We start from the raw sequence: 21,774 nt of genomic DNA, 5'->3' as shown, positions 1-21,774 counted from the left end.
GCATATTTCCCCCAGCTAACCTATCTTGACCCCAAAGCCATCCTAAAAAATGGCTTGAATAGGCTATTAGATTCATTTACACTTTGCAGTGTTTCAGAACACCACATGCTGCTATTGTGTCCGCCAAGCGGTAGTAGCGCCTTGGTGTGAAACGAGAAGTTCTGTTCCATCTGGCGAGACAGCAAAGGCCTCGACTTCGTTGAAAGAAGTATGGAAGTACTGAGCGAGGAGTGTACCGGTGACCGACCAGCGGATGATGCGCTTGTTTATTCGATCGAGTGCGAGGACATCACCAGAGCGGGTATCGAAGGCGAGTTGATCGAGAGCGAGTGGTGCGATCGGTCCAGTGAAGCCGACGTGGGTGTTTTTGCCGCGACTGTAGAGTGCTGGTTGGCCAGACACATCGCCGAGCAGGATGTTTTCATGCACCGCGAAAGATGTCTCTTCACCTGTTGCGACGGATTCTTTGGACCAGGTCGTCGCGGGACCGAAGCCGCCCTCGGCGCGCGGAAAACGGTGGATGATGCCGGCTTCTCGGTCGAGGACATAGAGATAGGTCAGATAAGAACCGATGGCCGATACCTGCGCTCCGGCCGGCAGAGGGAGGGTATTTTTTTCAAATTTCTTCGTAACCGTACTCCAGAGAGAGAGCGACCCGGATTCCCCGACGGTGAAGATTGCATCGAGATCATCCATCGCTGTCGCGTGACGGATCGTTTCCGGGGCTGTCGTCGATTCTTGCGTCTGGAGATTGACGATGCTTCTCTCGGTGATGAGGAATGGGGTGTCGTTGATGTTGACGAGAGCGATGGAACGCGAGTTGTTGGTCGGGAAGATGAGACGACTGCCAGCGAGCAGAGTAGCGAGTGGCTCCTCGGCGGGTGGGAAAACCGGTGCAGCTGGGGCTTCCTGCGAAGGGGTAGGTGTCACGGTTTCCACAGGCGGTGTTTCCGTGCTTGGCCATATCAAGTACGCCAGGATGCCGAGGACGATCACTCCACCGACAGAGAAGATCCATCGGTATTTCACAGAGCCATTGTCCCACTGTGTCCGGCCGTAATGGATCAAGGACTGGAGGGCTTGGTTGATTCGGAGCGCCAGGTTTTTCGAGACAGCCCTGATATTCCCGAGTGCCGGGAGCAAGACAGACTTGGAGGCCACGATTCGCGCGCTCCATCGGGTGAGCCGCTGCCTCGCTTCATTGCCGAAAGTCATTTCCTGGCGCGGCTCACGGGTGAAAAAGCGGCGCACGCGCTCAGATGATTGAGGAGTAGTTTCCTTAGGGGGCACGGGTTCGCTCGAAGGTGAAGGCACAATGAGGGAGGCGACCGGTCGGACGACGACTTCCTCTTCGGGCACTGGTTCCGGTTCGATGTTCGGTCGAGTAGCTTCCTCGACCGCCTTGAGGCGCGCGATCTGTTCTTTTTCTTGGCGCTTTCTTTGTCGATTTTCTTCCAGGGCCCGCTTCAGGCTCCGAGTGCGGCGATTGAGTGAGCGGCTCAGGCGGCCTGTTTGCTGGCCCAGTGAGGCCAAGGTGAGGGAGCCAACTTTACTGATGCGGCGCGTGATTTTCCGGAGGGCGATACCCCAGTTGCGTGTCTTGGCTCCAAACGTGTGTGAAAAGAGCTCCCAGCGCTCTTTCCAAGGACTCTCATTTTCCTCAAAAGTTTCTTCGGCTGAAGCTTGGAGATAGATGTGACCAGTTTTCTGGTCGGTGTATTCTTCTCGCGGCGTCTCGATGATATCGGGTTTCTGCTTGGGAGTATCCGGAGACTTCCTTTTCTGGAGCGCTTCGTCAAACGGTTTCCCACTCCAGACATTGCTGAGGCTGACGGCCGGCTTTTGAGATTCTTTCGGTGCCTCTTCGGACTGCAGTATGGTGGGTGCTGAACAGGTGACCAGGGTGACAGCCGCGATGGGAAGCTCGTTTATGAGTGCGGTCCGGAGGAATTGCTCGAAACCAGCTGGCCCGAGTCGGTTGAGGCTGCGGCGGAGATCGTCGGGAGAGAAGAGCGACCAGACGGAGGGGGAGAATGCGAAGACAATATCGGCATCGAATAGTTCTCCGCTCGAGACCTCGGTGAAAGTCTTCAGGGGATGTGGTTCAGTGTCGGTATCAGCCAATCCATCGCTCATCAATCGGAGTGCTTCTTCTCGGGCGAGATACAGTTGCCCGTCACCCGTGACGGAAAAATGGAGCGTATTCTGGCTGATTGTTCCGATGGCACCGTGCAGGTGACCGAGCCACGAGACATTGCCATGTTTGACGATCTCAGCGAGCGCGACATTGATCTTGTGGAGCGCGACTTCGAAACTCTCGACCGGGCTCCGATGTGAATTCGCAAAGTATTCTTTCTTGGCGACCGAAGCAAGGAAATTCACGATATAGGCTGCGTCTTGGTCATGGATATCGACTTCGAAGAAACCAAAAAGCGTCCCGAGTGGAGACCCCGAGACATTGTCGCTCGCGTAGTGGAAGGCGATGATATACGGTTCTTGGGAACGGCCGCTTCCTACGACGATTTCTTTAAAGTGTTTCTCGAGCGTGACCGGAGTGGCTTTGCTGCTCCGGCTGTCGGTGCGTGAGCGCATACTCTAGAGTATAGCACAACATGAGAATAGAAAGCGGCTTTTTGTCCCTCAACCAAGCCTCAAAGGAAGAAAAACTAGCTTTGACTTTTTCGCGCTGCGTTCGTATACTGGGGCTATCGCAGATAACTCGTGTAAAGGCCGTATTCTCTTATGTCTGTCGCGCTCTTTGAAGCGCTCTTTGGATCTCGCCCGAGAGCTCGTCTCATCCGTTTCTTCACCATGAATCCTGAAGTCGAGTTTTCGATTGCTGACATCACCGAAAAGACCTTGCTTTCAAGAAATGATGTGCTGCGTGAAGTGAAGCGGCTCGCCAAGATGAAGTTCGTCACGGAAAAATCGCGTCAGGGGAAGAAATCGTACGTGAGCAATACCGACTTTCCGTTCTATCTGGAGATGAAGACACTCGTCTCGAAGCTGAACGTGAATGCGCAGTCGCAGGTCTTTCGAAAACTAAAGACGGTGGGCGAGGTGAAGCTCATTCTCATCAGCGGCCTCTTTTTGAACTATCCGAAATCCAAGGTGGACATGATCCTCGTCGTAAACAATATCAACCGGACCAAACTCCGTCAGGCCATTGCATTCCTCGAGGCAGAAGCCGGCAAAGAAATTCGCTTCGTTCTCATGAACAGTGAAGAGCTGCACTACCGGCTGAATATGCTCGATCGGTTCTTCATCGAGTTCCTCGAGGGGCCTTATGAGGAGGTTGTAAACAAAGTGGCGGAGCTCAAGCGTTTCGTCGCGGGTATCCGCAAATAGCCATGGAGGTATCCTCGATTATCGCTATTGGCATCGCACTCCTCGCTGGAGGGGCGGTGGTGTGGGCTGTGATTGCTTTTCAGAACCGCTTTCGTGCCTTGGATGAGAAGCGCTCAGCACTCGAGCATCAGGTGACTGATCTCGGCCAGGGGATGCGTCAGGACATGCACCAATTTTCCGCCACGCTCTCTCAGCAGTTTCACAATATGCAGACGACCTTGGACAAGCGTCTGAACGACAACACCGAGCGCCTCGACAAGCGGCTCAATGATGCGGGCCGGCAGTTTCTCGATGTCCGTGAGCGGCTCGCAGAAATGGGCAAGACGAATGAGCAGATCCTTGAGGTGACCAAAGATGTGGCCTCGCTGCAGGATATCCTGAAAGCGCCCAAGATTCGCGGTGGTTTCGGTGAAGCGATGCTCGGCGATATCCTCTCTCAGATGCTTCCAGCCGACTGCTACACGCTCCAGCACATGTTCAAGACCGGCGAGACCGTCGATGCCCTCATCACCCTCCGGGGCGGGAGTATCAGCGTGGATTCGAAGTTCCCACTCGAGAACTTCAAACGAGTGATCTCCATCGAGGGCGAAAATGATCGGGCGGCCGCGCGCAGGCAATTCATCGCCGATGTGAAGAAGCATGTTGACGCCATCGCCGCCAAATACATTCTTCCGAGCGAGGGGACACTGGATTGGGCGCTCATGTATATCCCGGCCGAGAATGTGTATTACGAGATCATCATCAAAGACGATGACCATCAGGGGCTGTATGAGTATTTCAACAAGCGGCGAGTGATCCCTGTTTCACCCAATTCGTTCTATGCCTATCTGAAGACCATCATGTTCGGGCTCCAGGGGATGCAGATCGAGAAGCGGGCAAAGGAAATGTTCGTCCAATTGGAGCGGCTCGGCCAAGATTTTGGGAAATTCAGTGAGGAATTCGAGCTCGTTGGCAAGCATATAGGTAATGCCAATAAGAAGTATGAGGATGCGGAAAAGCGTCTGATGCGGCTGGGTGACCAGATGGAACGGACGCGTCTCGCGGCACCTGACGAGGAACGCGTAGCGGCCGCCCCGGCGGAATTACCGAGAGACGTATGACGACCGAGACGGCTTCATCACAGGCGAGTGAACTCTTTCGTCAGAGCCGGAGGCCGATTTTGTGGAGCGGACTTGTGATTCAATGCGTGATTTTTGTGGCGGTGGCCTATTTCATCCGTCCCTCGACTGATACACTTATTCTTCGCTACAATGCGTTTTTTGGGGTGGATATCCTTGGGGCTTGGTGGCAAGTCTATCTCGTTCCGGGGATGTGTCTTGGCTTCTTTGGTGGAAACCTTGCTCTCGCGGAGGTACTCGCCCGGCGACAAGCATTTCTGGTGGCTCTTGTCCTCGAGTACGGAGCGTTTCTTGTCGTCCTGTCAGAAGTTACGGCAATAGCAGCACTTATCTCCATCAACTCCTAACGTTGGACGGGTATGGAACATGGAGCGCTCTTCTACCTCGTCTCGTGGGTCTGGGCGCTTGGACTCTCGATCGTATTTCTCTGGTCTAGCATGCGAATCCCGTACTTTCGCGAGCGCTATGAGCGGCGGGAATCAGGACGAGAAGTTACTATCCCACGATTCTACCGGCTGGGAGGAGCGGTCCTGATGAGTATCTTTCTCTTGCTGCTTCTTGGCGATAACCGATTGGAGTGGAATGCTCCTTTTGCGACGCTCTGGGTTGGATCGCTTGCTATCCTCATGTTCTCGATAGCCGATGACCTCGGTCATATTGTCTGGCCGTGGCATCTCGCGTTCCAGATCCTCCTCAGTCTCTTGGTGTACTCGGCTGGGATGCGGCTGGATGTCGGTGTGTATCTGGGCCAGTGGCTGAGTAACCCTGCACCAGCCCTGGCGGCGTTCGGCGTCGCGGCGTGGGTACTCCTCATTGTGAACGCAATCAATTGGGCAGATGGAACTGATGGATTGATGCCCGGTATCGCGCTCCTCTCTTTCGGAACACTCTTCCTCTTGGCGCTCCGACCAGAGGTGAATCAGCCTACTGTCGCGATCCTCGCTGCAATCCTTGCAGGTCTCGCTCTTGGACTCCTCTTGTTCAATTGGTACCCGGCGCGTATACTCTCGGGGACTGGTGGCGCCTACTTCTTTGGCTTCGTGCTTGCGGTTCTTGGATTGTATGCTGGTATGAAGGTCGCCACGCTGCTAATAGTGCTCGCGGTACCAGTCTTTGATGCACTATTCGTTGTCTTTCGTCGACTCATGCTCGGTCGATCGCCTTTTCTCCCCGATCGGGGACACCTTCATCACCTTTTTCTCGAACGTGGTTGGCGGCCGGTGACAATTGCGTCGGTCTATCTGGTGGTGACGGGGTTGATGGCGACCCTCGCCCTGTCGATCGAAGGCAACCGTAAGGCTCTGGTGTTCCTCATTGCGGGTGCATTCGTCCTACTCCTCTCATTATCACTCCGTGTTTCGTTGTACCCCCGGCCCGAGGCTCATCACCCGCTTTGAAGACACTTCACATGATTACCTCAATGCGAAAAGTATTTTTCATCGCTGTACTCGCTGCTCTGCTGGTATCAGTCGCAATCCAACTGCGGCTCTCAGACACGTTCGATCCGGCCGGTCCCGTCTTCCCGACGCATGCGATCGTTGCCTCGGGCCAGATGTGGCAGCTCGAGATCGCCAATACTGATGCGCTCCGCTCTCTTGGGCTCGGTGAGCGCGATAGCTTGCCGAGGGAGAAGGGAATGCTGTTCCTCTACGGCCAGCCAGGACGGTATGGATTTTGGATGCACGGGATGCGATTCCCGCTCGATATGGTGTTTCTTTCGCAAGGCGAGATTATTTTCATCGAACGGGGGATTCAGCCGGGCGATCCGAAGATTGTCATGCCACCGACCCCCGTCGATCAGGTGCTCGAACTGAACGCTGGGGAAGCCGCTGACCTAGAGACTGGTGATCAGATCTGGTACTGGCGCTCGTTCTAGCTTGTAAAAAGCCAAAAACCCCGGAGTTCCGGGGTTTTTGGTGCATTTGCAGAAAAGGTACGTATGGCTGCTTCGACTGACTGAGTTACGATCGGTAGGCGGCGACACGGCTCGAATACTTCTTCAAGTTCTGGAGCTGTTTGCCATTGAGTTGCTTCGACTGGTCAATTGCCTGACGGATCATGTCTTTGGAGAATTCTGCTGACTGGCCGATAGCGAGGGGTCCGCGCTGCGTAAGCTGCTTCCTGAGATAGTCTTCGATGTAGACTTTGTGTTCACCAGAGAGCGATGAATCGGGCGTCTTCTCGAGATAATTCATGAGAGCACGGCGGGCCAGATGGGTCGTCCCATCGCCTTTGGTGGCGGTCTCAACAAACGAAGTCTCGGTTTCTCGACTCAGCTCGGTCGGAGTGGTCGTGACCTTTGACTGGCCATTGGCTGATTTCACATCGGTCGCTTTGTCTCCACTCAATGTCCCAGTGTCGCTCGCGGTTGTCGTATCATCTGAAGTACTGACCGTCTCGTTCGATCGCTGTGAGTAGGAGTAGATGCCGAGCGCGATCGCTGCGACGATGAGGAAACTGACGATTACGCGCAAATTTTCCTGGAGCCAGGCCTTGGCCTGATCAGTGACATGCTCTTCCTCGTTCATGTTCATGTTTTCTTCCATAAGAGTCACCTCTCTTCCTAGCTTTACTACCGACACTCGACAAAGGTACTGGCTGATCTTCGATGACAGCAGATGCCGCTCGCGACAGAATCAAACTCACGTGCTTTCCTCGAGTGTGGTGGTTTACAGATTATCTTGTGAATGTACCGCTTGCGTTGAAGCTCCAATGGGAGCCCTCTTCAATCTGAAAAGAGCCTCACTTGCCCATTTCTGCTCTCATAGTACGGTTGAAAAAGTAGGGTGTCAATCTGGACAAAGAATCTACTTTTCTGCTTAATGAAGCCTGAAATCTGCCCCCGGAGAGTGATTCTCGAGGTGATAGAATCTTTGTCCTCACTCGCAGGCAGAGCGCCCCGGGTAACCCCAGGGGTGGATGAGGAGTCGTGCTCGAGTACGTCGAGCCAAGCGAGCGACAGTAGAGTAGGTCCCGCGGGTTTACTCGTGGGAATCTATGTATCATCGAGAAGCGGAGGTATCAACACAGCACAGCAATTATCAAGACATCGAGTACATGTCGGCGTGATAAAGAATAAAATATATTTCAGTATCGCCAGTGAGATGTATATGAGAAAAATTACGCACATCTGAATGCAAATTATTTTCAAAAGAAATTATTTTTCGCTGCGCATGACAAAAAAATTAAGCAGCACTTGACAGTTGCTCTATGCAAATTATTTTATGAGAGTATACTGATGGTGTGTGAGAAACTTCACACGTGCGTGAGACAAAAATGTTTCACAAACAATTAAGAAAAATAACATCGTGACCGTGAACGTACGGGAGCGAAAACAAAATTTTGGAAGGAGGTGACCTACCATGGCAACAAAGAAAAAGAAAGTGACCAAGAAGAAGGCCGTCAAGAAGGTGACCAAGAAGAAGACCGCCAAGAAGACCGCCAAGCGCCGCGCCTAATTGGCACGCCGCGTTCTTACAAGAGTCCCGCATCAGCGGGGCTTTTGTTTTGGCGAGATGCTAGAGGGAGCCGTCGATGACACGCGGTTTTCCAGCCAGATCGGGATAGATAGAGAAGGGCGAGCCAGGTGCGATATCCGCGAAGAACGCAGGAAATAGATCAGTCTGTTCAGGGCTTATTTCAAGGAAGAAATGCACTTTCAGACCGTGAGTGTGCAGTATGTTGAGTGTGTTCAGGAGGCGTCGGTAATGCGCTAGTCCGTCGCGGCCACTTACGAGCGCCTCTTTCGGTTCATAGCGCCTCACATTCGGGGCGACGCTTCGGTAGAGTGCGGGGGAGAGATAGGGGAGATTGGCGATGATAAAGACCTCATCGAAGGCAGAGAGCTTCTTTTCGATCGTACGAAGGAGATCACAAGCACTAAAACGGATTTGTTTGTTTACTTGATGCCGCCGGGCGTTCTTCCGGGCATAAGTGAGTGCTTTCGGAGAAATGTCAGTAGCAAAGAAAGAGAAGCGGGATGTTTGCAGTCCGCTGCGGGAAGAAAATTCTTTTGCAAGACTGATGATGATCGCGCCACTGCCGGTGCCGACATCAATCACTGCGACGCGTGGAGAGTGTTGAATGTTGGCTGGAGAACGTTGTTGGAAATTGTTTTTTCGTTTCTGATCCTTGATTCTTAATTCCATATTCTTCATTCTGCTGATTGTCACTTCAACAATCAGCTCCGTCTCGTGGCGTGGGATAAGGACGCCGGGACCGACAGAAAAATCACGACCATAGAATTCACGCCTCCCCACGATATACGCGATCGGTTCGTGTTTCGTAGCGCGGGCAAGGAAGTCCCGATAGCGTTTCAGTTGATGCGGTGTCAGTTTCATCTCGGCATGTGCCATGAGGAACACGCGGTCCTGGCCGAGGGTATGGGAAAGCAACACTTCCCGGTCGAGCCTGGGGAGATCAGTAGAGAGCCGGAGGGCTTCATGGATGGTCAAACCGGGTGGTTTATATGAGTTGTTTCCGCGGGACATTTGCATGAGTTCAATTGACATTTATCGAGTATTGTGCTAGTTTCTTGTGTTGTCGTTCGTTCCCATTTAACCAGCAGTGCCCCTACTTGGAGGACTTCAAATGTCAGAAGTAGAAAACAAAACAGGTAATCCGCCGCCCCTCATCAATTTCACGATGTCAGACGCATTCACGCTGGTGGCGGCATTCCTCACAGTCTTATTTCTAGGTGTTTCCCAGTGGGCAGTCACATTGTCCATACATACTTCTTCTGGGGCAAGCGTGCGGGAGCTGCTTGCAGCGCTTATGTTCTTGCTCCTCGCGGCCCTTGCTGCTGGCCGGGTGGTGTGGGGCATACTGAATGCCATTCGAACCCCCCGAACCCCTTGATCGACACTGTTTCCCAAGGCAGTTTGCGTGTTACGCAGGCTGCCTTGAATCATTTTGGCCGCTCTTTGCGGCCACCCTGAGCAAAGTCGAAGGGTACCGTTTTCAGTATTTTTACCCTTTCTTCCCTTCGGCTTCGAGCTTCAGTCGCATGTCTTCGGTCTCGAGCAGGTCGAGGATGGGGCCCAGGCTGCCAGCGAGGATGCCGGGGATATTGCTCCAATTCTCCTTGACCCGGTGATCGGTGATGCGGTCCTGGGGGAAATTGTAGGTGCGGATTTTCTCGCTGCGGTCGCCATTGCCGATCTGGCTGTTGCGCGCGTCACCCTGTTCCTTGCGCTGGCGCTCCTCCTCGGCCTCCCAGAGTCGAGCGCGGAGGACCTTCATGGCCTTGTCTTTGTTCTTTATCTGGGACTTCTCATCTTGGCAACTGACGACCAGATTCGTCGGGAGGTGGGTGATCCGGACTGCACTGTAGGTCGTATTCACCGACTGACCACCGGGGCCAGAGGAACAAAAAGTATCGATACGCAAATCCTCGGGTCGTACGACGATCTCGATGTCATCGACTTGGGGCAGGACGGCGACGGTCACGGTCGAGGTGTGGACCCGGCCCATTTTTTCCGTCTCGGGGATGCGCTGGACGCGGTGCACGCCGGATTCGTATTTGAATTTCTGGTAAACGGAGGTTGCACTTCGGCCGCGATTCACTTCAAAAGTGACTTCCTTGTAGCCGCCGACTTCACTCGCATGGCTATCGAGGAGGGTCGTCTGCCACCCCATCAGTTCGGCATAGCGCGCATACATGCGAAAGAGCTCGGCCGCAAAGAGGCTCGCCTCGTCGCCACCCGCGCCGGCCCGGATTTCGACGATGATGTCCTTGGCGTCGTTCTTGTCTTTGGGGAGGAGGAGGTACTTCAGTTCGGTTTCCAGCGCGTCTTTTTCCTTCGCAAGGGCGATGTTTTCTTCGAGCGCCATGGCCTTCAATTCATCGTCCGACTCTGTCTGAGTATCTATCTGGGTTAATTGGGCATTTTCCCTCAGACTCTTGTCGATTGCCTTGAGCCGATTGATTCGTTCCATGATTACATCCAGCTCGGCTTTGCGCCGGCCCAGGGTCATGAGCCGCTCGGGCGAGTTCAAAGTCGCCGGTGCCGTCAGGGCAGCATCGATTTCCCGTACCTCTGATTCAATTTTCGCGATCAGATCTTTCATATTTGTGGCTTATCAGAGCTGTATCATACGATTGACTTCGCACGCATCTTATGCTACCATGAGCGGTCAAGATTTTTCGACTTTTCTTTCCCAATTAGTTTCTACCCCGCCATCCAATCATTGTATTAGGAGACCGAGAATGCCAACCGTTAAACTATTGACCCTCAATGAAATTCCGGTGGATGTACCATTCTATTTTGTGGTGGTGCCGTCCACGAAGACTAGAGCGGCCTATATCCTGCCCACCAATGTCTATAAGAAGTGCCTCTTTATGGCAGGGGAGGTCGGGAGTACTTTGACCCTCACAAGCAGGGAAGGGGAAGATACTCCCGTCATCAATGTTAAGAGCCAAGAGATTTCCCTCCGGCGAGGTGAGAAAGTGGTTATCCTGCTGGACAATGACACCGTCTAGCAGCGGGAGGCCATGTCTTTGCCTGAACCCCTACGCATGCAACACGCGCTTGGGGTTCCTTTTATTTTTACAAATAACTTCTTCGGTTAGCCTATCCTCTTTCTCCCTCCTCTGCAAACAAAAAACCCGTCCACATCGCTCTGCGAAGTGTTTCGGGCAAGCGGCCTTACTTCACAACAGGAGAATGTGCACGGATTGTTTTGAGCTAAGCGGCCTCAGCAGCCTTGGCGGCCTTGGCAGCTCGCACGGCTTCAGCGGCGCGAGTCTCTTTTTCGGCCTTGTCAGCAGCCTTCTTGTCAGCTGCTGCTTTGGCGGCTTTCTTTTCGGCCAGGGCGGTGTGGGTGGCCTTGGTCTTTTCGACGCGCTCGGCGAGCTTCTTGAAGCGATCGACTCGTCCACCGGCATCGATGAACTTCTTCTTGCCGGTGTAGAACGGATGGCACTGCGAGCAGATTTCCGTATGGATCACGGTATTGGTCGAACCCGTCTCGAACTTGGCACCACAGACGCAGGTGACTTGAACTTTTTCGTGATAGGTGGGGTGAATTCCTGTTTTCATAGATGTGGCCAGAGAGAAATATGTACAACTGAATCTATCATGCGGCTTCGAAATTGACAAGTCTCGTTTGCTGACGTATCCTGGGAGCGCTTTGCTACGGCCTCCTCTCGGTCAGATTGGGGGCCAGTATGCGAATCACACATATCTGTCAGGGCGCCCTTTCCTGCCCCTCACCTTTTTCTGGAAAAAGGTGAGGGGTCTGGGCGAATCACTCCTGAAGATAGAGGCATGCCCCGTCACAGACAGTACTTCTTCTTTGACGGAGCTAACGTATCGATGACCGGTCTCGAATTGTCTCAAGAGATAATGCTGGCAGGTCGGTGATGCGGGTAAATAATCTAAGGATAAAGCAATGTCAGATGTCACAGCGGCCCCCAAGGCCGAAACGCCTCTCGTTCTCGAAGGAGCGGCGGAGTATTTTGCCGAGTTTGATTTCAGCCGGGTGGATGACTCACTCGAGAGTCTGCTCAAGGCTGGCGTGCACTTCGGTCACCTGAAGAGCCGCCGTCATCCGCGCATGGAGGAGTATATCTTCACCACCCGGAAGAATATCAATATCTTGAATCTGGAAAAGACGAAGGAGTGTCTCGACCGGGCCTCAGAGTTCCTCACGAGTGTCGCGAAGAGCGGCAAGCCGGTCCTCTTTGTCGGGGTGAAGAAGCAGACGCATGATGCGGTGAAGTCCCTCGCCAAGCGGATCGGGATGCCCTATGTCATCGATCGATGGCTCGGTGGGACGCTCACGAACTATGCGCAGATCCGCGGCCGGGCGAAGTACCTCGTCGAAAACGAAGCGAGTTTCGCAGCCGGCGAATTCAAGAAGTACACCAAATTTGAGCAACAGCGGAAGAGCGAAGAGCTCGAGAAGCTGGAACACAAAGTCGGCGGCCTTCGGAATATGCAGGAGCTCCCAGGCGCCATTGTTATCGCGGACGCCAAGGAAGCGGGCCTGGTCATCAAGGAAGCGACACGTCTCGGTGTGCCGCTCGTTGCGATCGTCGACACCAATGCTGATCCGAGCTCCATCGACTATCCGGTGCCAGGGAACGACGATGCGCTCTCGTCACTCCGGCTCCTCCTCGGCCTCCTCGGTCGGGCAGTGGAACGTGGGGTCGGACAGAAAGCTGCTCTGGCAGCCGAGAAGGCGGCTGAAAAAGCTTCTGAGAAAGCCGCATCTGCCCCAGTGAAGCCAGAAACAGCCGTGAAACAGCCGGCGTAATTTCCGAGTTTCTCCGTTTTCTTCTAGAATAAAAAAAGAAGCACTATGAGTACCATGGAACAAGTCAAAGCCCTGCGCGAAAAGACAGGCGGAGGTATCGTCGAAGTGAAGAAAGCCCTGGATGAAGCCAATGGCGACGAGGCAAAGGCAATCGAGATCCTCAAAAAGCGCGGGGAAGCTAAGGCTCTGAAGAAGACAGGCCGGACCGCAGCGGAGGGGATCGTCGTCTCGTATATCCACTCGAACAAGCGCGTCGGTACACTCCTTACACTCCTCTGTGAGACGGATTTCGTCGGTCGGAACGAGGAATTCCAAGAGCTCGCTCACGATCTCGCGATGCATGTGACGGCGATGGCACCTGGCTATATCCACCCCGAAGACGTGCCGGCGGAAACAGTCGCTAGCGAACGCACCCTCTGGGAGGAGCAGGTGGCCGCCGAGGGAAAGCCCGCCGCGATCGCTCTGAAGATCCTCGCCGGCAAGGAGAAAAAGTTCCGCGAAGAACAAGCGCTCCTCACACAGCCGTTCGTGAAGGACTCGACCAAGACGGTCCAGGCACTCATCACGGAGAAGATTCATCGTATCGGAGAGAATATTCAGATTGGTCGTTTCACTCGGTTCGAAATATAAATTTCCGCCCGGCCGCGGGCCAAGCCCTTCGCCATGTGGTATCTCGTCATTCCGCCCATCATCTTCATCTCGAGCCTCGCGCTCCTCTTTTGGTTTCTGTCGAAGAAATCGGGCGACCCTGGGGTGCTCGGGCGGATGGCGCAGGATGAGTTGATACCGCCGCCGCGACGCTTCCTGTTCATCCGAGAGGAAACCGGGCTACGTATCCTGGAAAAGCTGACCAAGCGACTCAATCTCCTCTCGCTGAAGTTTCACAATCGCTTCAATCAGATCGCTGGAGCGCTCCGGGAGCGCCGCGAAAAGATGCGTCAGACCCATGAAGCGGCTTCGCTGGCGGCGGAAAAGAGCCGCGTTTGGGATCGTTGGCAGCGCCGTCATGGCCGGGACCAAGAGGGGGTGATGCCAGCGTCGGAAGCCACGTTGCCGATCCCGAACGGGGCCGATCGGGTGGCCGTGAAGTCGGTGTCAAAAGAGGAATCGTTGGCGGATGTCGCCCGCGAGAAAGCCGGACGGATTCGGGAAGCAGGGAAAAACTTCGGTGATTCACTCGTCTCAAAGAGTGAAGAGACCGTTCGTGTCTTCCGGCGGCGGCGTGTGACAGCCACTGGTGAGAAGCGTCTGTCAGAAGAGGAGCTCATCGATCGGATCGCCAAAAATCCGAAAGACGCTCCGGCGTATGAGGAGCTCGGCGACTTTTATATGGGTGGCGACAATCTCTCTGATGCGAAGGCGTGCTATCGTCAAGTGATCAAACTGTCGCCTCTGAACCGGGAAGTGAAGGAGAAGGTCCGCCGTCTCGAGCGGCTGCTCGTTCAGAAGGAGAAGAGCCACAGTTGATTGGTTGTGCATTCTTGGCTAAGATACGGAAGTTGCGTCAGAGGTGCTCTTTCGGAGCCGTTCGGATGCCGAAGTAGCTCAGTTGGTAGAGCAACGGTTTTGTAAACCGTGGGTCGCCGGTTCGAGCCCGGCCTTCGGCTCAGGAATTAACTGGTAACAAACAATCTACAACCGAACACTTGTGTGTCGGGCATGCTTGTTAGAGGTTATACGTTGTTGGTTGTACGTTAGTGAGATGGGTAGGTGGTGGAGTGGTCTATCACAACAGACTGTAAATCTGTCGCCTTCGGGCTTCGGGGGTTCGAATCCCTCCCTACCCACAAAACGAAATGAATCCCCGTAGGGGAATTGATTTCGTTTGGGTAGGAGGAAGCCAACTGCTTGGCTTCCGAGAGGGATGAGAAAGCCGGAGCGCTGTACGAGTTTGCCCGACAGGGCAAGGCGAGTACCGCGAGGCGGGGTCGAGAAATTTTTCCGTCAGGAAAAATATTCGTGACCGAATCTCCCCCTGCCGGCAGGCCTCCCTACGCAGTTTCAAGAAAGAAATCGAATGCAACCGAACAAGAAACCAGTTTTTGAGACGAAACATTGGCTCGTGGTCTTGGCCGAAGAGCAGACGTATCTTGGTTACTGCATTGTTGTTTTGAAAAGAAGCCCCTGCGGAGACTTGGCAGATGTGACTGAGGATGAGCTATTGGATTTTCTAAAGCTCGTAAAGAGGTTCGAGGCAGCCCTCAGGAGTGCCTTTGATGCGACGATGTTCAACTGGTCCTGCCTCATGAATAATGCGTATCAACAGCCAGATCCGAAGCCGCATGTTCACTGGCACGTCAAACCCCGGTATAATCACAAGGTTGAGTTCGGGGGTGAAGTATTTAAAGATCCAAACTTCGGCCATCATTATGTTTTGCTTGAGGACTTGGACCGAGAAGTGAGTGATGAAATGCAGGAGAAAATAGTGGCGAAGATTCGAGAACATTTGCCGTTGTAGCTCAGTTGGTAGAGCACGTCCTTGGTAAGGACGAGGTCACCGGTTCAATCCCGGTCAACGGCTCACAGAATATGGTGATGAGCAGATTAGGTATAAAGTGCAGAGACATTAAACTGGATAGTTTGAACGGGAAAGGGGTTGGGAAAACGGGAGTTTTCCCGTGAGCAGAGAACAGGACTTCGGTCCGTTGAGAACCGAGGGGTTCTCAACGAGTGAAGCGAGGTGAAATCCCGGCCCGCCTCGCATCGACAAGCGAAGCGAGTCGAGGCGGGTCAAGAAATCAGGAAAGATTGACGGCGCGAGGTTTTTCGCGTAGAGTGCAACCATTATTTTGAAGTAAACGAGCGAACCAGTATGGGCAAGATCAAGGACAACATGGCCAAGCTGAAGTGTAGCGAGTGCCAGCGCATCTCGCGCGAGACGTCGCGCAACAAGAAGAAAGTGAAGGAGAAACTCTCACTTTCCAAGTACTGCCGCTTTTGCCGCAAGAACACCGTCCACAACGAATCAAAGTAATGTCCTCTTCGGGAGATAGATAGGGCGTTGTATACTTGGGGGAGTGTTTGTGGTGTCATAGGGGCGTCGTATAGTGGTAGTACAACGGTCTCCAAAACCGTTAGTGAGGGTTCGATTCCCCCCGCCCCTGCAGAAACTAGCTTGTAGCTCGTAGCTTGTAGTTAATCTAAAAGCTAATAGCTAACAGCTAATCACTGTTTTTGGGCCCCATCGTCTAGCGGCTAGGACACTTGGTTCTCATCCAAGAAACAGGGGTTCGATTCCCCTTGGGGCTACAATTTTTTGTACAAGTAGGTAATGAGCGAATCGTACGATCAATCGCATTTGGACCGAAAGTACTTCATCGATAGAGAGAAGTATAATTGTCCATTTTGTAATAGGAAATCAATAACTTACCAAGTTGTTGGCTCATTTGGTTTTGACTGGTCAAATGATAGAGTAGTTTACGGTTATAGAATCACTTGCGGTGGTGATTCTTGTAAACAAACATCTCTGCATTTATCTGACCATCTTATTGAACTTTCAAACAGCAGATTCTATAAGTACGAGGATGAGGAAGGGAATAATACTTATCTCTCCAATGCGAATGCCCCTGATTTAGATAGCTTATTTTTTTACCATCAGCCGACAACCTTTTTCACTCTTGATAGCAGGATCAACGAAAAGGTTCGGAAATTGATATCCGAGGCGGAGGGTTGTGCCAAGATGAACTATCTCGTTGGGGCCTCCGGTTGCCTACGCAAAGCCATTTATGAGCTTCTCGAACTTGAGCAGGTCTCCAAGACAAATGATAAAGGCACTGAACTTGATTATGGGGATCGCGTCAAAATTCTCAAAAACGAGTATCCGACCGTACCGCCAGAATATTTCGATGCAGTAGCGAACATCCAAGGGATGACAAGTGAGCAGTTACACGAAGGCGACTGGAGGCCATGGACGCAGGATGAATTTCGTTTCTTGGTGGAGACTGTGAAAGAGGTGCTAACTGAAGTTTACGTTCGGCCGCAGGAAAAGGCATCAGTTTTACAGAAAATTCTATTGTTGAAACCTCAAAGAAAGGAAAAGAAGGAAACTGGAGGAAAGTAATCTCATTTGAGCTACATCAGTATGGCTACCCTCATTTTTGATATTGAAACCGTTGGGGAGGATTTTGCGGCGCTCGATGAGACGACGAAGGAATCACTGACCCGCTGGATCAAGCGCGAGAGCGGTGGCGAAGATGAATACCAGGCTGCCTTGAAGGACTTGGAGGACGGACTGGGATTTTCGCCCCTGACCGGACAAATCGTGGCGATCGGTGTGCTCGATGCCGAGCGGCAGAAGTCGGCGGTCTACTATCAGCCGGCTGATGCGAATGATACGGACTTCGAGGAGGGCTCGGCCAAATTCGAGGCGCTGTCGGAAAAAGCGATGCTGGAGAAGTTTTGGGAGATCGCGACCAAGTACGACACGTTTGTGACCTTCAATGGCCGGCAATTCGATGTGCCGTTTCTCATGGTGCGCTCAGCGGTGCATGGCGTGAAGCCAACCAAGAACCTCCTTGCCAATCGGTATCTGCAGTATCAGCCGTACAATGCGAAGCATGTTGATCTCCTCGACCAACTCTCGTTCTATGGGGTGATGCGGCGGAAGGGCAGCCTGCATTTGTGGACCAGGGCGTTCGGCATCGAAAGTCCCAAGGCGCAGGGAGTGACCGGGGACGATGTACAAGGCCTCTACAAAGAGGGAAAGTACCAGACAATCGCCCGGTACAACGCACGCGATCTCGTCGCGACCTTGGCGCTCTATGAACGTTATCGGGGGTATTTTGTCTTCCCGGAGAAATGAGAGTGACTACGAATCGCTTCTGATGTATCAACACGGGGCTGAAATTCAGGGTGGCTTCAGTTATACTGTAGGAGTAGAGCCAGCCTTTTTTGTTTTTGTCATCCGTTGAGTATCGAGGGTCAGGGATAGCGCTAGCAGTGCTCGTTACCGATCACGGTGGCTGATACGATCGACTCTTGAACTCTGCGGGGAATAGTGTTACAAATGACGGGCGTATTTTAGAGTGAATCACATGGATATCCAAGAGACACTGCGAGACTTCAAAGCGCGGCTCGACCCCAAGATCGCGGCGTATTTCGACACGACGCTCGCTGAGACGAAGCAGGAGGATGCCCTGGTCTATCAGGCGCTCCAGCATGTGAAGACGATGACCTTGGCGGGCGGGAAGCGTCTCCGGCCGGCGTTTATGTACTATGGCTATCTCGCGGCGGGGGGCGAGGACCGGGAGCGCATCCTCAACACGGCCGTCGCCGTCGAGCTCATTCACACCTTTCTCCTCATCCACGACGATATCATCGATCGGGATGCGCTCCGTCATGGTCAGCCGACCTTGCATGAGCGCTATCGGGCGTGGGGGAAGCAGTATCTGTCCCTAGAGCATCCGGAACACTTCGGGGATTCCATTGCACTGATTGTTGGCGATATGCTCTTTGCACTGGGGAATGACATCATCTTTACCTCGGGCTTTCCAGAAAAGCACTTGTATGCGGCGTTGTCTCGGATGCAACGAATCGTCTCGCAGACAGTTGTCGGCCAGGCCCGTGATATCTATATCGAGTATCGGGGTGAGGCGACATCGACGGAAATCCTCGAGATGTATGAGAAGAAAACCGCGCGCTATACAGTCGAAGGGCCGCTCCATCTCGGCGCGCTGCTCGCGGGTGGCACACCGGAACTGGCGGCTGAGCTGACCCGCTACGCGTTGCCGGTCGGTATCGCCTTCCAGATCCAAGACGATATCCTCGGCATCTATGGTGATGAAAAGCGGATTGGAAAACCGATCGGTTCTGACATTCGTGAAGGCAAGATCACACTCCTTGTGTCATATGTCTTCGAGCATGCCGACCGGGCGACGAAGAAAGAGCTTGATGGATTGCTCAAGCGTAAGGCCGAACTCACACTGGCCGATATCGAACGGTTTCGAATTATCATCCGGGAAACGGGCGCGCTCGAGCATGCGAAAGCCTTGGCGCTGCGATATATCGAGGAAGGGAAGCAGGCACTCGTGAATATGCCGGTACCCATCGCTTCAGAGGCCCATGCATTCCTCGTAGGCGTGGCTGACTATATGGCCAAACGTGAATATTGATGTCAGAATCTTCTCTATGACCGAGCTTGACCCGAAATTTCTCCCGCATCATGTGGCGATCATCCCGGACGGCAATCGCCGCTGGGCGAAAGAGCATGGACTTGAGAGCTGGGAAGGCCATGAAGAAGGAGCAAAGCGGATCGAAGAGATCGTCCGAACCGCTCGTGATATCGGTGTCCGGGAGATCTCCTTCTGGGGATCGTCGCTGGAGAATCTCACCAAGCGTCCGATGCGAGAGCGGCAGGAACTCCTCCGTATCTATGCGACCTATTTCGAGAAACTCATGGCGGAAGAAAGTCTTCACACCGATCAGGTTCGGATCCGCTGCATCGGTCGATGGGAAGAGCAGTTCCCTGATCAGCTGAAGGACATCCTGAAACGCGGTATCGAAGCGACTAAAGGGTATGACCAGTATTGTTTGAACTTCTTCCTCGCCTACAGTGGAGACGATGATATGCTCCAGGCGGTGAAGCGAATCGCTGGTGAAGGCCTCGCTCCTGGTATGGTGACGGAGTCGGTGATCAAACGACACCTCATGACAGCCGAATTGCCGTCGGTCGATCTGCTCGTCCGGACTGGCGATGACCCCCATCTTTCGTCAGGTTTCATGATGTGGGAGACCAAAGATTCGCAACTCTCTTTCCCTGAGCTCTACTTCCCAGATTTCGGCGCCGAAGCCTTCCAAGCCTCGCTCGCTGAGTACGCCGAGCGCGAACGGCGGTTCGGGAAATAACCCGGTGCCCAAGAGAAATAGGCTCGAAAATACCGGATCCATCGGACTGCTTTGCAGGTCTTGTTGACAACATTTCGGCTTTCCATTACACTGTGAGCACATTTGAAAAGTGCATACGGAATCCGTGAGAGAGGGTATATTGATGCGATGCAGGACTGAGGAACGCACGAAATTATACACACCACTCTCTTTTTGTGTTGGCAAACTACCTGCTCGCGGACCCTGGTGCAAGATATGGGAAATAACAAAGAACTCATCCGTTTCGAGGGGGAAGTCATCGAGTCTCTCCCGAGTACTACCTTCAAAGTCCGTCTCGATAACGGGCATGAGGTGCTCGCCCACATCTCGGGCAAGATGCGGGTCCACTATATTCGTCTCTTGCCAGGGGATCGGGTTATCGTCGACATGAGCCCCTACGATCTCACCAAGGGGCGGATCGTGCAACGTTTGAAGGTTTGAGTTTGAAAGTCTGAACCATGCTATGAAAGTCCGCGCCTCCGTAAAAAAGATCTGTGCCCATTGCAAAATCGTGCGTCGTCACCGCGTCGTGCACGTGATTTGCAAGACTCCAAAGCACAAACAGCGTCAAGGATAACTGCCTATGCTCCGTATTGCCAGCATCAACCTGCCTGATAACAAGCGCGTCGAGATCGCACTGACCTATATCTATGGTATCGGCCGTTCGACGAGCCGGAAGATCCTCGGGTCGCTCAACATCGATGCGGATATCCGGACCAAAGATCTCTCCGAAAAGGACGCCAACCGTCTCCGCGAGACCATCGAAAAGACACACCGTGTCGAGGGCGAACTCCGTCACTTGGTGAAGATGAATATCAAACGCCTGAAAGAAATCGGCAGCTACCGCGGTGTCCGTCACGCCAAGGGACTCCCGGTCCGTGGTCAGCGTACCAAGACCAATACCCGGACCGTCCGGGGCAACGTACGAAAGACCATGGGCAGCGGTCGCAAGAAGTCGGATAGCAAGACATAAGGAACCTATGGCAGATGAGCTCACAACTGAAGAAGTGAAAGTAGAGGCGCCGGCTGTCGAAGAGACAGAGACGGATGCGAAGAAGCGTGTCAAAAAGGTGAAGCGGCTGGTTCAACAGGGCCGTGCCAGCATCCAATGCACCTACAACAACACGATTGTGACGCTGGCGGACATGAATGGGGCCGTTCTCGCCTGGTCGAGTTCTGGTCACCTCGGTTTCAAAGGCGCCAAGAAGTCGACGCCGTATGCCGCGACCCAGGTCGTCGCAGAAATTTCCGAAAAGGTGAAGAAGTACGGACTCCAGGACCTCGAAGTCTTCGTGAAGGGAGTCGGTCAAGGGCGCGAGGCGTCAATTCGCGCGCTGGCCAACAATGGCTTCAACCTCACTTCGATCAAGGACATCACCCCGGTTCCACATAATGGCTGTCGTCCGCGTCGTCCGCGTCGCATCTAACCTCAGACAGCTTTTAGCTGGTAGCCTGTAGCTTTTAGAGAGAAATCTCGAGAAAGGCACCAGGCTCACCGCTACAAGCTAAAAAGCCACTTACTACAAGGACTACAAGCTAGAATTATGGCCAACAACATTGACTCCAAATGCAAACTCTGTCGCCGCGCTGGCGAAAAGCTCTTCTTGAAGGGGGATCGTTGTTTGTCGCCGAAATGTGCGATGGTGCGTCGTCCGTATGCGCCGGGCGTTCACGGTCAAAATCCGTCTCGTGGCCGCAGCGAATTTGGACGCCAGCTCTCGATGAAGCAGAAGATCAAACGACTCTATGGGGTCATGGAGCGGCAATTCCGCCATCACTTCGAAGAGAGCAAGCTGCGTCAGGGGGCGACCGGCGACCTCTTGCTCCAGCGTCTGGAGTGCCGGCTCGACAATGCGGTGTATCGGCTTGGCTTTGCCCCGTCACGCATCGCGGCTCGCCAGCTCGTCGGCCACAAATTCTTTACGGTCAATGGCAAGCGGATGAATATCCCATCGTACGAAGTGAAGATCGGAGATGAAATCGTCCTGAAGGCCAGCAAAGAGAATAAGATTATCACGAAAAATCGAGTGGAAGTATTGAAGAACAAGAACGATGTGCCACACTGGCTCGCGCTTGATGCCGAAAAGCTTACGGGGAAGGTGCTTGCGCTTCCATCCCGTGGAGACGTCGGCATCTCCGTCGATGCTCAGATGGTCGTCGAGTACTATTCGAAATAATTTCAACTGGT

26 protein-coding genes and 5 tRNA genes are annotated in these 21,774 nt (G+C 53.4%); 26 read left to right on the top strand and 5 right to left on the bottom strand.

Features of this window, described 5'->3' with window-relative positions; genetic code table 11:
* Positions 1-111: 111 nt before the first annotated feature.
* Positions 112-2,592 (bottom strand): hypothetical protein, encoded by a 2,481-nt coding sequence (locus tag IPJ68_04685; protein ID QQR78345.1) that lies wholly within the window; start codon positions 2,590-2,592, stop codon positions 112-114.
* A 150-nt stretch (positions 2,593-2,742) separates the two neighbouring features.
* On the opposite strand from IPJ68_04685, the gene IPJ68_04680 reads away from it, so the two are divergent.
* Genes IPJ68_04680 through IPJ68_04660 form a run of 5 tightly spaced genes read left to right on the top strand, consistent with a single transcriptional unit; the run spans position 2,743 to position 6,342 of the window.
* Entirely contained in the window at positions 2,743-3,348 is a 606-nt protein-coding gene (locus tag IPJ68_04680) for a hypothetical protein (protein ID QQR78344.1), read from the top strand.
* A gap of 2 nt (positions 3,349-3,350) precedes the next feature.
* Complete coding sequence (locus IPJ68_04675; protein QQR78343.1) at positions 3,351-4,448, top strand: DNA recombination protein RmuC; 1,098 nt, start codon at positions 3,351-3,353, stop codon at positions 4,446-4,448.
* Positions 4,445-4,813 carry a hypothetical protein gene (locus tag IPJ68_04670; GenBank protein QQR78342.1) on the top strand — a complete coding sequence of 123 codons (369 nt, stop codon included), beginning with the start codon at positions 4,445-4,447 and terminating at the stop codon, positions 4,811-4,813. Before IPJ68_04675 ends, IPJ68_04670 begins: the two co-directional genes overlap by 4 nt.
* A gap of 12 nt (positions 4,814-4,825) precedes the next feature.
* A complete protein-coding gene (locus IPJ68_04665; GenBank protein QQR78341.1) occupies positions 4,826-5,863 on the top strand; it encodes an undecaprenyl/decaprenyl-phosphate alpha-N-acetylglucosaminyl 1-phosphate transferase in 1,038 nt (345 codons plus the stop codon).
* A 23-nt stretch (positions 5,864-5,886) separates the two neighbouring features.
* Entirely contained in the window at positions 5,887-6,342 is a 456-nt protein-coding gene (locus IPJ68_04660) for a DUF192 domain-containing protein (protein ID QQR78340.1), read from the top strand.
* A gap of 85 nt (positions 6,343-6,427) precedes the next feature.
* On the opposite strand, the gene IPJ68_04655 is transcribed toward IPJ68_04660, so the two are convergent.
* On the bottom strand, positions 6,428-7,012 hold the full coding sequence (locus IPJ68_04655; GenBank protein QQR78339.1) for a hypothetical protein: 585 nt from the start codon (positions 7,010-7,012) through the stop codon (positions 6,428-6,430).
* A gap of 972 nt (positions 7,013-7,984) precedes the next feature.
* The gene (prmC, locus tag IPJ68_04650) at positions 7,985-8,962 is read right to left on the bottom strand and encodes a peptide chain release factor N(5)-glutamine methyltransferase (protein ID QQR78338.1); all 978 of its coding nucleotides are present in this window, start codon (positions 8,960-8,962) and stop codon (positions 7,985-7,987) included.
* Positions 8,963-9,056: 94 nt separating this feature from the next.
* On the opposite strand from prmC, the gene IPJ68_04645 reads away from it, so the two are divergent.
* Positions 9,057-9,323: a hypothetical protein gene (locus IPJ68_04645; protein QQR78337.1), complete on the top strand. Its 267-nt coding sequence runs from the start codon at positions 9,057-9,059 to the stop codon at positions 9,321-9,323.
* 111 nt (positions 9,324-9,434) lie between these two features.
* On the opposite strand, the gene prfA is transcribed toward IPJ68_04645, so the two are convergent.
* The gene (gene prfA, locus IPJ68_04640) at positions 9,435-10,535 is read right to left on the bottom strand and encodes a peptide chain release factor 1 (GenBank protein QQR78336.1); all 1,101 of its coding nucleotides are present in this window, start codon (positions 10,533-10,535) and stop codon (positions 9,435-9,437) included.
* A 271-nt stretch (positions 10,536-10,806) separates the two neighbouring features.
* Between prfA and IPJ68_04635 the strand changes: the two genes are divergently transcribed.
* Entirely contained in the window at positions 10,807-10,947 is a 141-nt protein-coding gene (locus IPJ68_04635) for a hypothetical protein (GenBank protein ID QQR78335.1), read from the top strand.
* 205 nt (positions 10,948-11,152) lie between these two features.
* Here the strand turns inward: IPJ68_04635 and rpmE are convergent, their stop codons facing one another.
* The gene (gene rpmE, locus IPJ68_04630) at positions 11,153-11,506 is read right to left on the bottom strand and encodes a 50S ribosomal protein L31 (GenBank protein QQR78334.1); all 354 of its coding nucleotides are present in this window, start codon (positions 11,504-11,506) and stop codon (positions 11,153-11,155) included.
* Between the two features lie 352 nt (positions 11,507-11,858).
* Between rpmE and rpsB the strand changes: the two genes are divergently transcribed.
* The 19 genes from rpsB to rpsD all read left to right on the top strand — a co-directional run bounded on the left by rpsB (position 11,859) and on the right by rpsD (position 21,763).
* Positions 11,859-12,725 carry a 30S ribosomal protein S2 gene (rpsB, locus tag IPJ68_04625; GenBank protein QQR78333.1) on the top strand — a complete coding sequence of 289 codons (867 nt, stop codon included), beginning with the start codon at positions 11,859-11,861 and terminating at the stop codon, positions 12,723-12,725.
* A gap of 45 nt (positions 12,726-12,770) precedes the next feature.
* Positions 12,771-13,355 carry an elongation factor Ts gene (locus IPJ68_04620; protein ID QQR78332.1) on the top strand — a complete coding sequence of 195 codons (585 nt, stop codon included), beginning with the start codon at positions 12,771-12,773 and terminating at the stop codon, positions 13,353-13,355.
* Between the two features lie 33 nt (positions 13,356-13,388).
* A complete protein-coding gene (locus IPJ68_04615) occupies positions 13,389-14,192 on the top strand; it encodes a hypothetical protein (protein QQR78331.1) in 804 nt (267 codons plus the stop codon).
* A gap of 67 nt (positions 14,193-14,259) precedes the next feature.
* A tRNA-Thr gene (locus IPJ68_04610) sits at positions 14,260-14,332 on the top strand.
* 97 nt (positions 14,333-14,429) lie between these two features.
* Positions 14,430-14,512, top strand: a tRNA-Tyr gene (locus IPJ68_04605).
* 230 nt (positions 14,513-14,742) lie between these two features.
* Entirely contained in the window at positions 14,743-15,183 is a 441-nt protein-coding gene (locus IPJ68_04600; protein ID QQR78330.1) for an HIT family protein, read from the top strand.
* Positions 15,174-15,246 (top strand) — tRNA-Thr (locus IPJ68_04595). The genes IPJ68_04600 and IPJ68_04595 overlap by 10 nt, the downstream gene beginning before the upstream one ends.
* 291 nt (positions 15,247-15,537) lie before the next feature.
* Positions 15,538-15,699 carry a 50S ribosomal protein L33 gene (gene rpmG, locus IPJ68_04590; GenBank protein QQR78329.1) on the top strand — a complete coding sequence of 54 codons (162 nt, stop codon included), beginning with the start codon at positions 15,538-15,540 and terminating at the stop codon, positions 15,697-15,699.
* Positions 15,700-15,758: 59 nt separating this feature from the next.
* A tRNA-Trp gene (locus IPJ68_04585) sits at positions 15,759-15,829 on the top strand.
* A gap of 73 nt (positions 15,830-15,902) precedes the next feature.
* Positions 15,903-15,974, top strand: a tRNA-Glu gene (locus tag IPJ68_04580).
* Between the two features lie 49 nt (positions 15,975-16,023).
* On the top strand, positions 16,024-16,785 hold the full coding sequence (locus IPJ68_04575; protein ID QQR78328.1) for a hypothetical protein: 762 nt from the start codon (positions 16,024-16,026) through the stop codon (positions 16,783-16,785).
* Positions 16,786-16,806: 21 nt separating this feature from the next.
* Positions 16,807-17,526 carry a ribonuclease H-like domain-containing protein gene (locus IPJ68_04570; GenBank protein QQR78327.1) on the top strand — a complete coding sequence of 240 codons (720 nt, stop codon included), beginning with the start codon at positions 16,807-16,809 and terminating at the stop codon, positions 17,524-17,526.
* Between the two features lie 232 nt (positions 17,527-17,758).
* A complete protein-coding gene (locus IPJ68_04565; GenBank protein QQR78326.1) occupies positions 17,759-18,835 on the top strand; it encodes a polyprenyl synthetase family protein in 1,077 nt (358 codons plus the stop codon).
* Between the two features lie 16 nt (positions 18,836-18,851).
* Positions 18,852-19,568 (top strand): di-trans,poly-cis-decaprenylcistransferase, encoded by a 717-nt coding sequence (gene uppS, locus IPJ68_04560; protein QQR78325.1) that lies wholly within the window; start codon positions 18,852-18,854, stop codon positions 19,566-19,568.
* Between the two features lie 234 nt (positions 19,569-19,802).
* Positions 19,803-20,027, top strand: coding sequence for a translation initiation factor IF-1 (gene infA / locus IPJ68_04555; GenBank protein ID QQR78324.1), 225 nt, complete (start codon positions 19,803-19,805; stop codon positions 20,025-20,027).
* Positions 20,028-20,049: 22 nt separating this feature from the next.
* Positions 20,050-20,163, top strand: coding sequence for a 50S ribosomal protein L36 (gene rpmJ, locus IPJ68_04550; GenBank protein ID QQR78323.1), 114 nt, complete (start codon positions 20,050-20,052; stop codon positions 20,161-20,163).
* A 6-nt stretch (positions 20,164-20,169) separates the two neighbouring features.
* Positions 20,170-20,559, top strand: coding sequence for a 30S ribosomal protein S13 (gene rpsM, locus IPJ68_04545; GenBank protein ID QQR78322.1), 390 nt, complete (start codon positions 20,170-20,172; stop codon positions 20,557-20,559).
* 7 nt (positions 20,560-20,566) lie between these two features.
* The gene (gene rpsK / locus IPJ68_04540) at positions 20,567-21,013 is read left to right on the top strand and encodes a 30S ribosomal protein S11 (protein ID QQR78321.1); all 447 of its coding nucleotides are present in this window, start codon (positions 20,567-20,569) and stop codon (positions 21,011-21,013) included.
* 117 nt (positions 21,014-21,130) lie between these two features.
* Positions 21,131-21,763: a 30S ribosomal protein S4 gene (gene rpsD, locus IPJ68_04535; protein QQR78320.1), complete on the top strand. Its 633-nt coding sequence runs from the start codon at positions 21,131-21,133 to the stop codon at positions 21,761-21,763.
* Positions 21,764-21,774: the final 11 nt, after the last annotated feature.

The organism is Candidatus Moraniibacteriota bacterium, from assembly GCA_016699425.1.
In the GTDB taxonomy this organism is placed as follows: Bacteria; Patescibacteriota; Minisyncoccia; order Moranbacterales; family UBA1568; genus SSEF01.
The sequence above is the reverse complement of the archived record's forward strand: the minus strand, read 5'-3'. Positions and strand labels throughout refer to the sequence as shown.

What these genes read in the sequence shown, in the direction of transcription:
- IPJ68_04685 (QQR78345.1), bottom strand. Translation starts at nt 2,592, where the DNA reads ATGCGCTCACGCACCGACAGCCGGAGCAGCAAAGCCACTCCGGTCACG.
- IPJ68_04680 (QQR78344.1), top strand. Translation starts at nt 2,743, where the DNA reads ATGTCTGTCGCGCTCTTTGAAGCGCTCTTTGGATCTCGCCCGAGAGCT.
- IPJ68_04675 (QQR78343.1), top strand. Translation starts at nt 3,351, where the DNA reads ATGGAGGTATCCTCGATTATCGCTATTGGCATCGCACTCCTCGCTGGA.
- IPJ68_04670 (QQR78342.1), top strand. Translation starts at nt 4,445, where the DNA reads ATGACGACCGAGACGGCTTCATCACAGGCGAGTGAACTCTTTCGTCAG.
- IPJ68_04665 (QQR78341.1), top strand. Translation starts at nt 4,826, where the DNA reads ATGGAACATGGAGCGCTCTTCTACCTCGTCTCGTGGGTCTGGGCGCTT.
- IPJ68_04660 (QQR78340.1), top strand. Translation starts at nt 5,887, where the DNA reads ATGCGAAAAGTATTTTTCATCGCTGTACTCGCTGCTCTGCTGGTATCA.
- IPJ68_04655 (QQR78339.1), bottom strand. Translation starts at nt 7,012, where the DNA reads ATGGAAGAAAACATGAACATGAACGAGGAAGAGCATGTCACTGATCAG.
- prmC (QQR78338.1), bottom strand. Translation starts at nt 8,962, where the DNA reads ATGCAAATGTCCCGCGGAAACAACTCATATAAACCACCCGGTTTGACC.
- IPJ68_04645 (QQR78337.1), top strand. Translation starts at nt 9,057, where the DNA reads ATGTCAGAAGTAGAAAACAAAACAGGTAATCCGCCGCCCCTCATCAAT.
- prfA (QQR78336.1), bottom strand. Translation starts at nt 10,535, where the DNA reads ATGAAAGATCTGATCGCGAAAATTGAATCAGAGGTACGGGAAATCGAT.
- IPJ68_04635 (QQR78335.1), top strand. Translation starts at nt 10,807, where the DNA reads ATGGCAGGGGAGGTCGGGAGTACTTTGACCCTCACAAGCAGGGAAGGG.
- rpmE (QQR78334.1), bottom strand. Translation starts at nt 11,506, where the DNA reads ATGAAAACAGGAATTCACCCCACCTATCACGAAAAAGTTCAAGTCACC.
- rpsB (QQR78333.1), top strand. Translation starts at nt 11,859, where the DNA reads ATGTCAGATGTCACAGCGGCCCCCAAGGCCGAAACGCCTCTCGTTCTC.
- IPJ68_04620 (QQR78332.1), top strand. Translation starts at nt 12,771, where the DNA reads ATGAGTACCATGGAACAAGTCAAAGCCCTGCGCGAAAAGACAGGCGGA.
- IPJ68_04615 (QQR78331.1), top strand. Translation starts at nt 13,389, where the DNA reads ATGTGGTATCTCGTCATTCCGCCCATCATCTTCATCTCGAGCCTCGCG.
- IPJ68_04600 (QQR78330.1), top strand. Translation starts at nt 14,743, where the DNA reads ATGCAACCGAACAAGAAACCAGTTTTTGAGACGAAACATTGGCTCGTG.
- rpmG (QQR78329.1), top strand. Translation starts at nt 15,538, where the DNA reads ATGGGCAAGATCAAGGACAACATGGCCAAGCTGAAGTGTAGCGAGTGC.
- IPJ68_04570 (QQR78327.1), top strand. Translation starts at nt 16,807, where the DNA reads ATGGCTACCCTCATTTTTGATATTGAAACCGTTGGGGAGGATTTTGCG.
- IPJ68_04565 (QQR78326.1), top strand. Translation starts at nt 17,759, where the DNA reads ATGGATATCCAAGAGACACTGCGAGACTTCAAAGCGCGGCTCGACCCC.
- uppS (QQR78325.1), top strand. Translation starts at nt 18,852, where the DNA reads ATGACCGAGCTTGACCCGAAATTTCTCCCGCATCATGTGGCGATCATC.
- infA (QQR78324.1), top strand. Translation starts at nt 19,803, where the DNA reads ATGGGAAATAACAAAGAACTCATCCGTTTCGAGGGGGAAGTCATCGAG.
- rpmJ (QQR78323.1), top strand. Translation starts at nt 20,050, where the DNA reads ATGAAAGTCCGCGCCTCCGTAAAAAAGATCTGTGCCCATTGCAAAATC.
- rpsM (QQR78322.1), top strand. Translation starts at nt 20,170, where the DNA reads ATGCTCCGTATTGCCAGCATCAACCTGCCTGATAACAAGCGCGTCGAG.
- rpsK (QQR78321.1), top strand. Translation starts at nt 20,567, where the DNA reads ATGGCAGATGAGCTCACAACTGAAGAAGTGAAAGTAGAGGCGCCGGCT.
- rpsD (QQR78320.1), top strand. Translation starts at nt 21,131, where the DNA reads ATGGCCAACAACATTGACTCCAAATGCAAACTCTGTCGCCGCGCTGGC.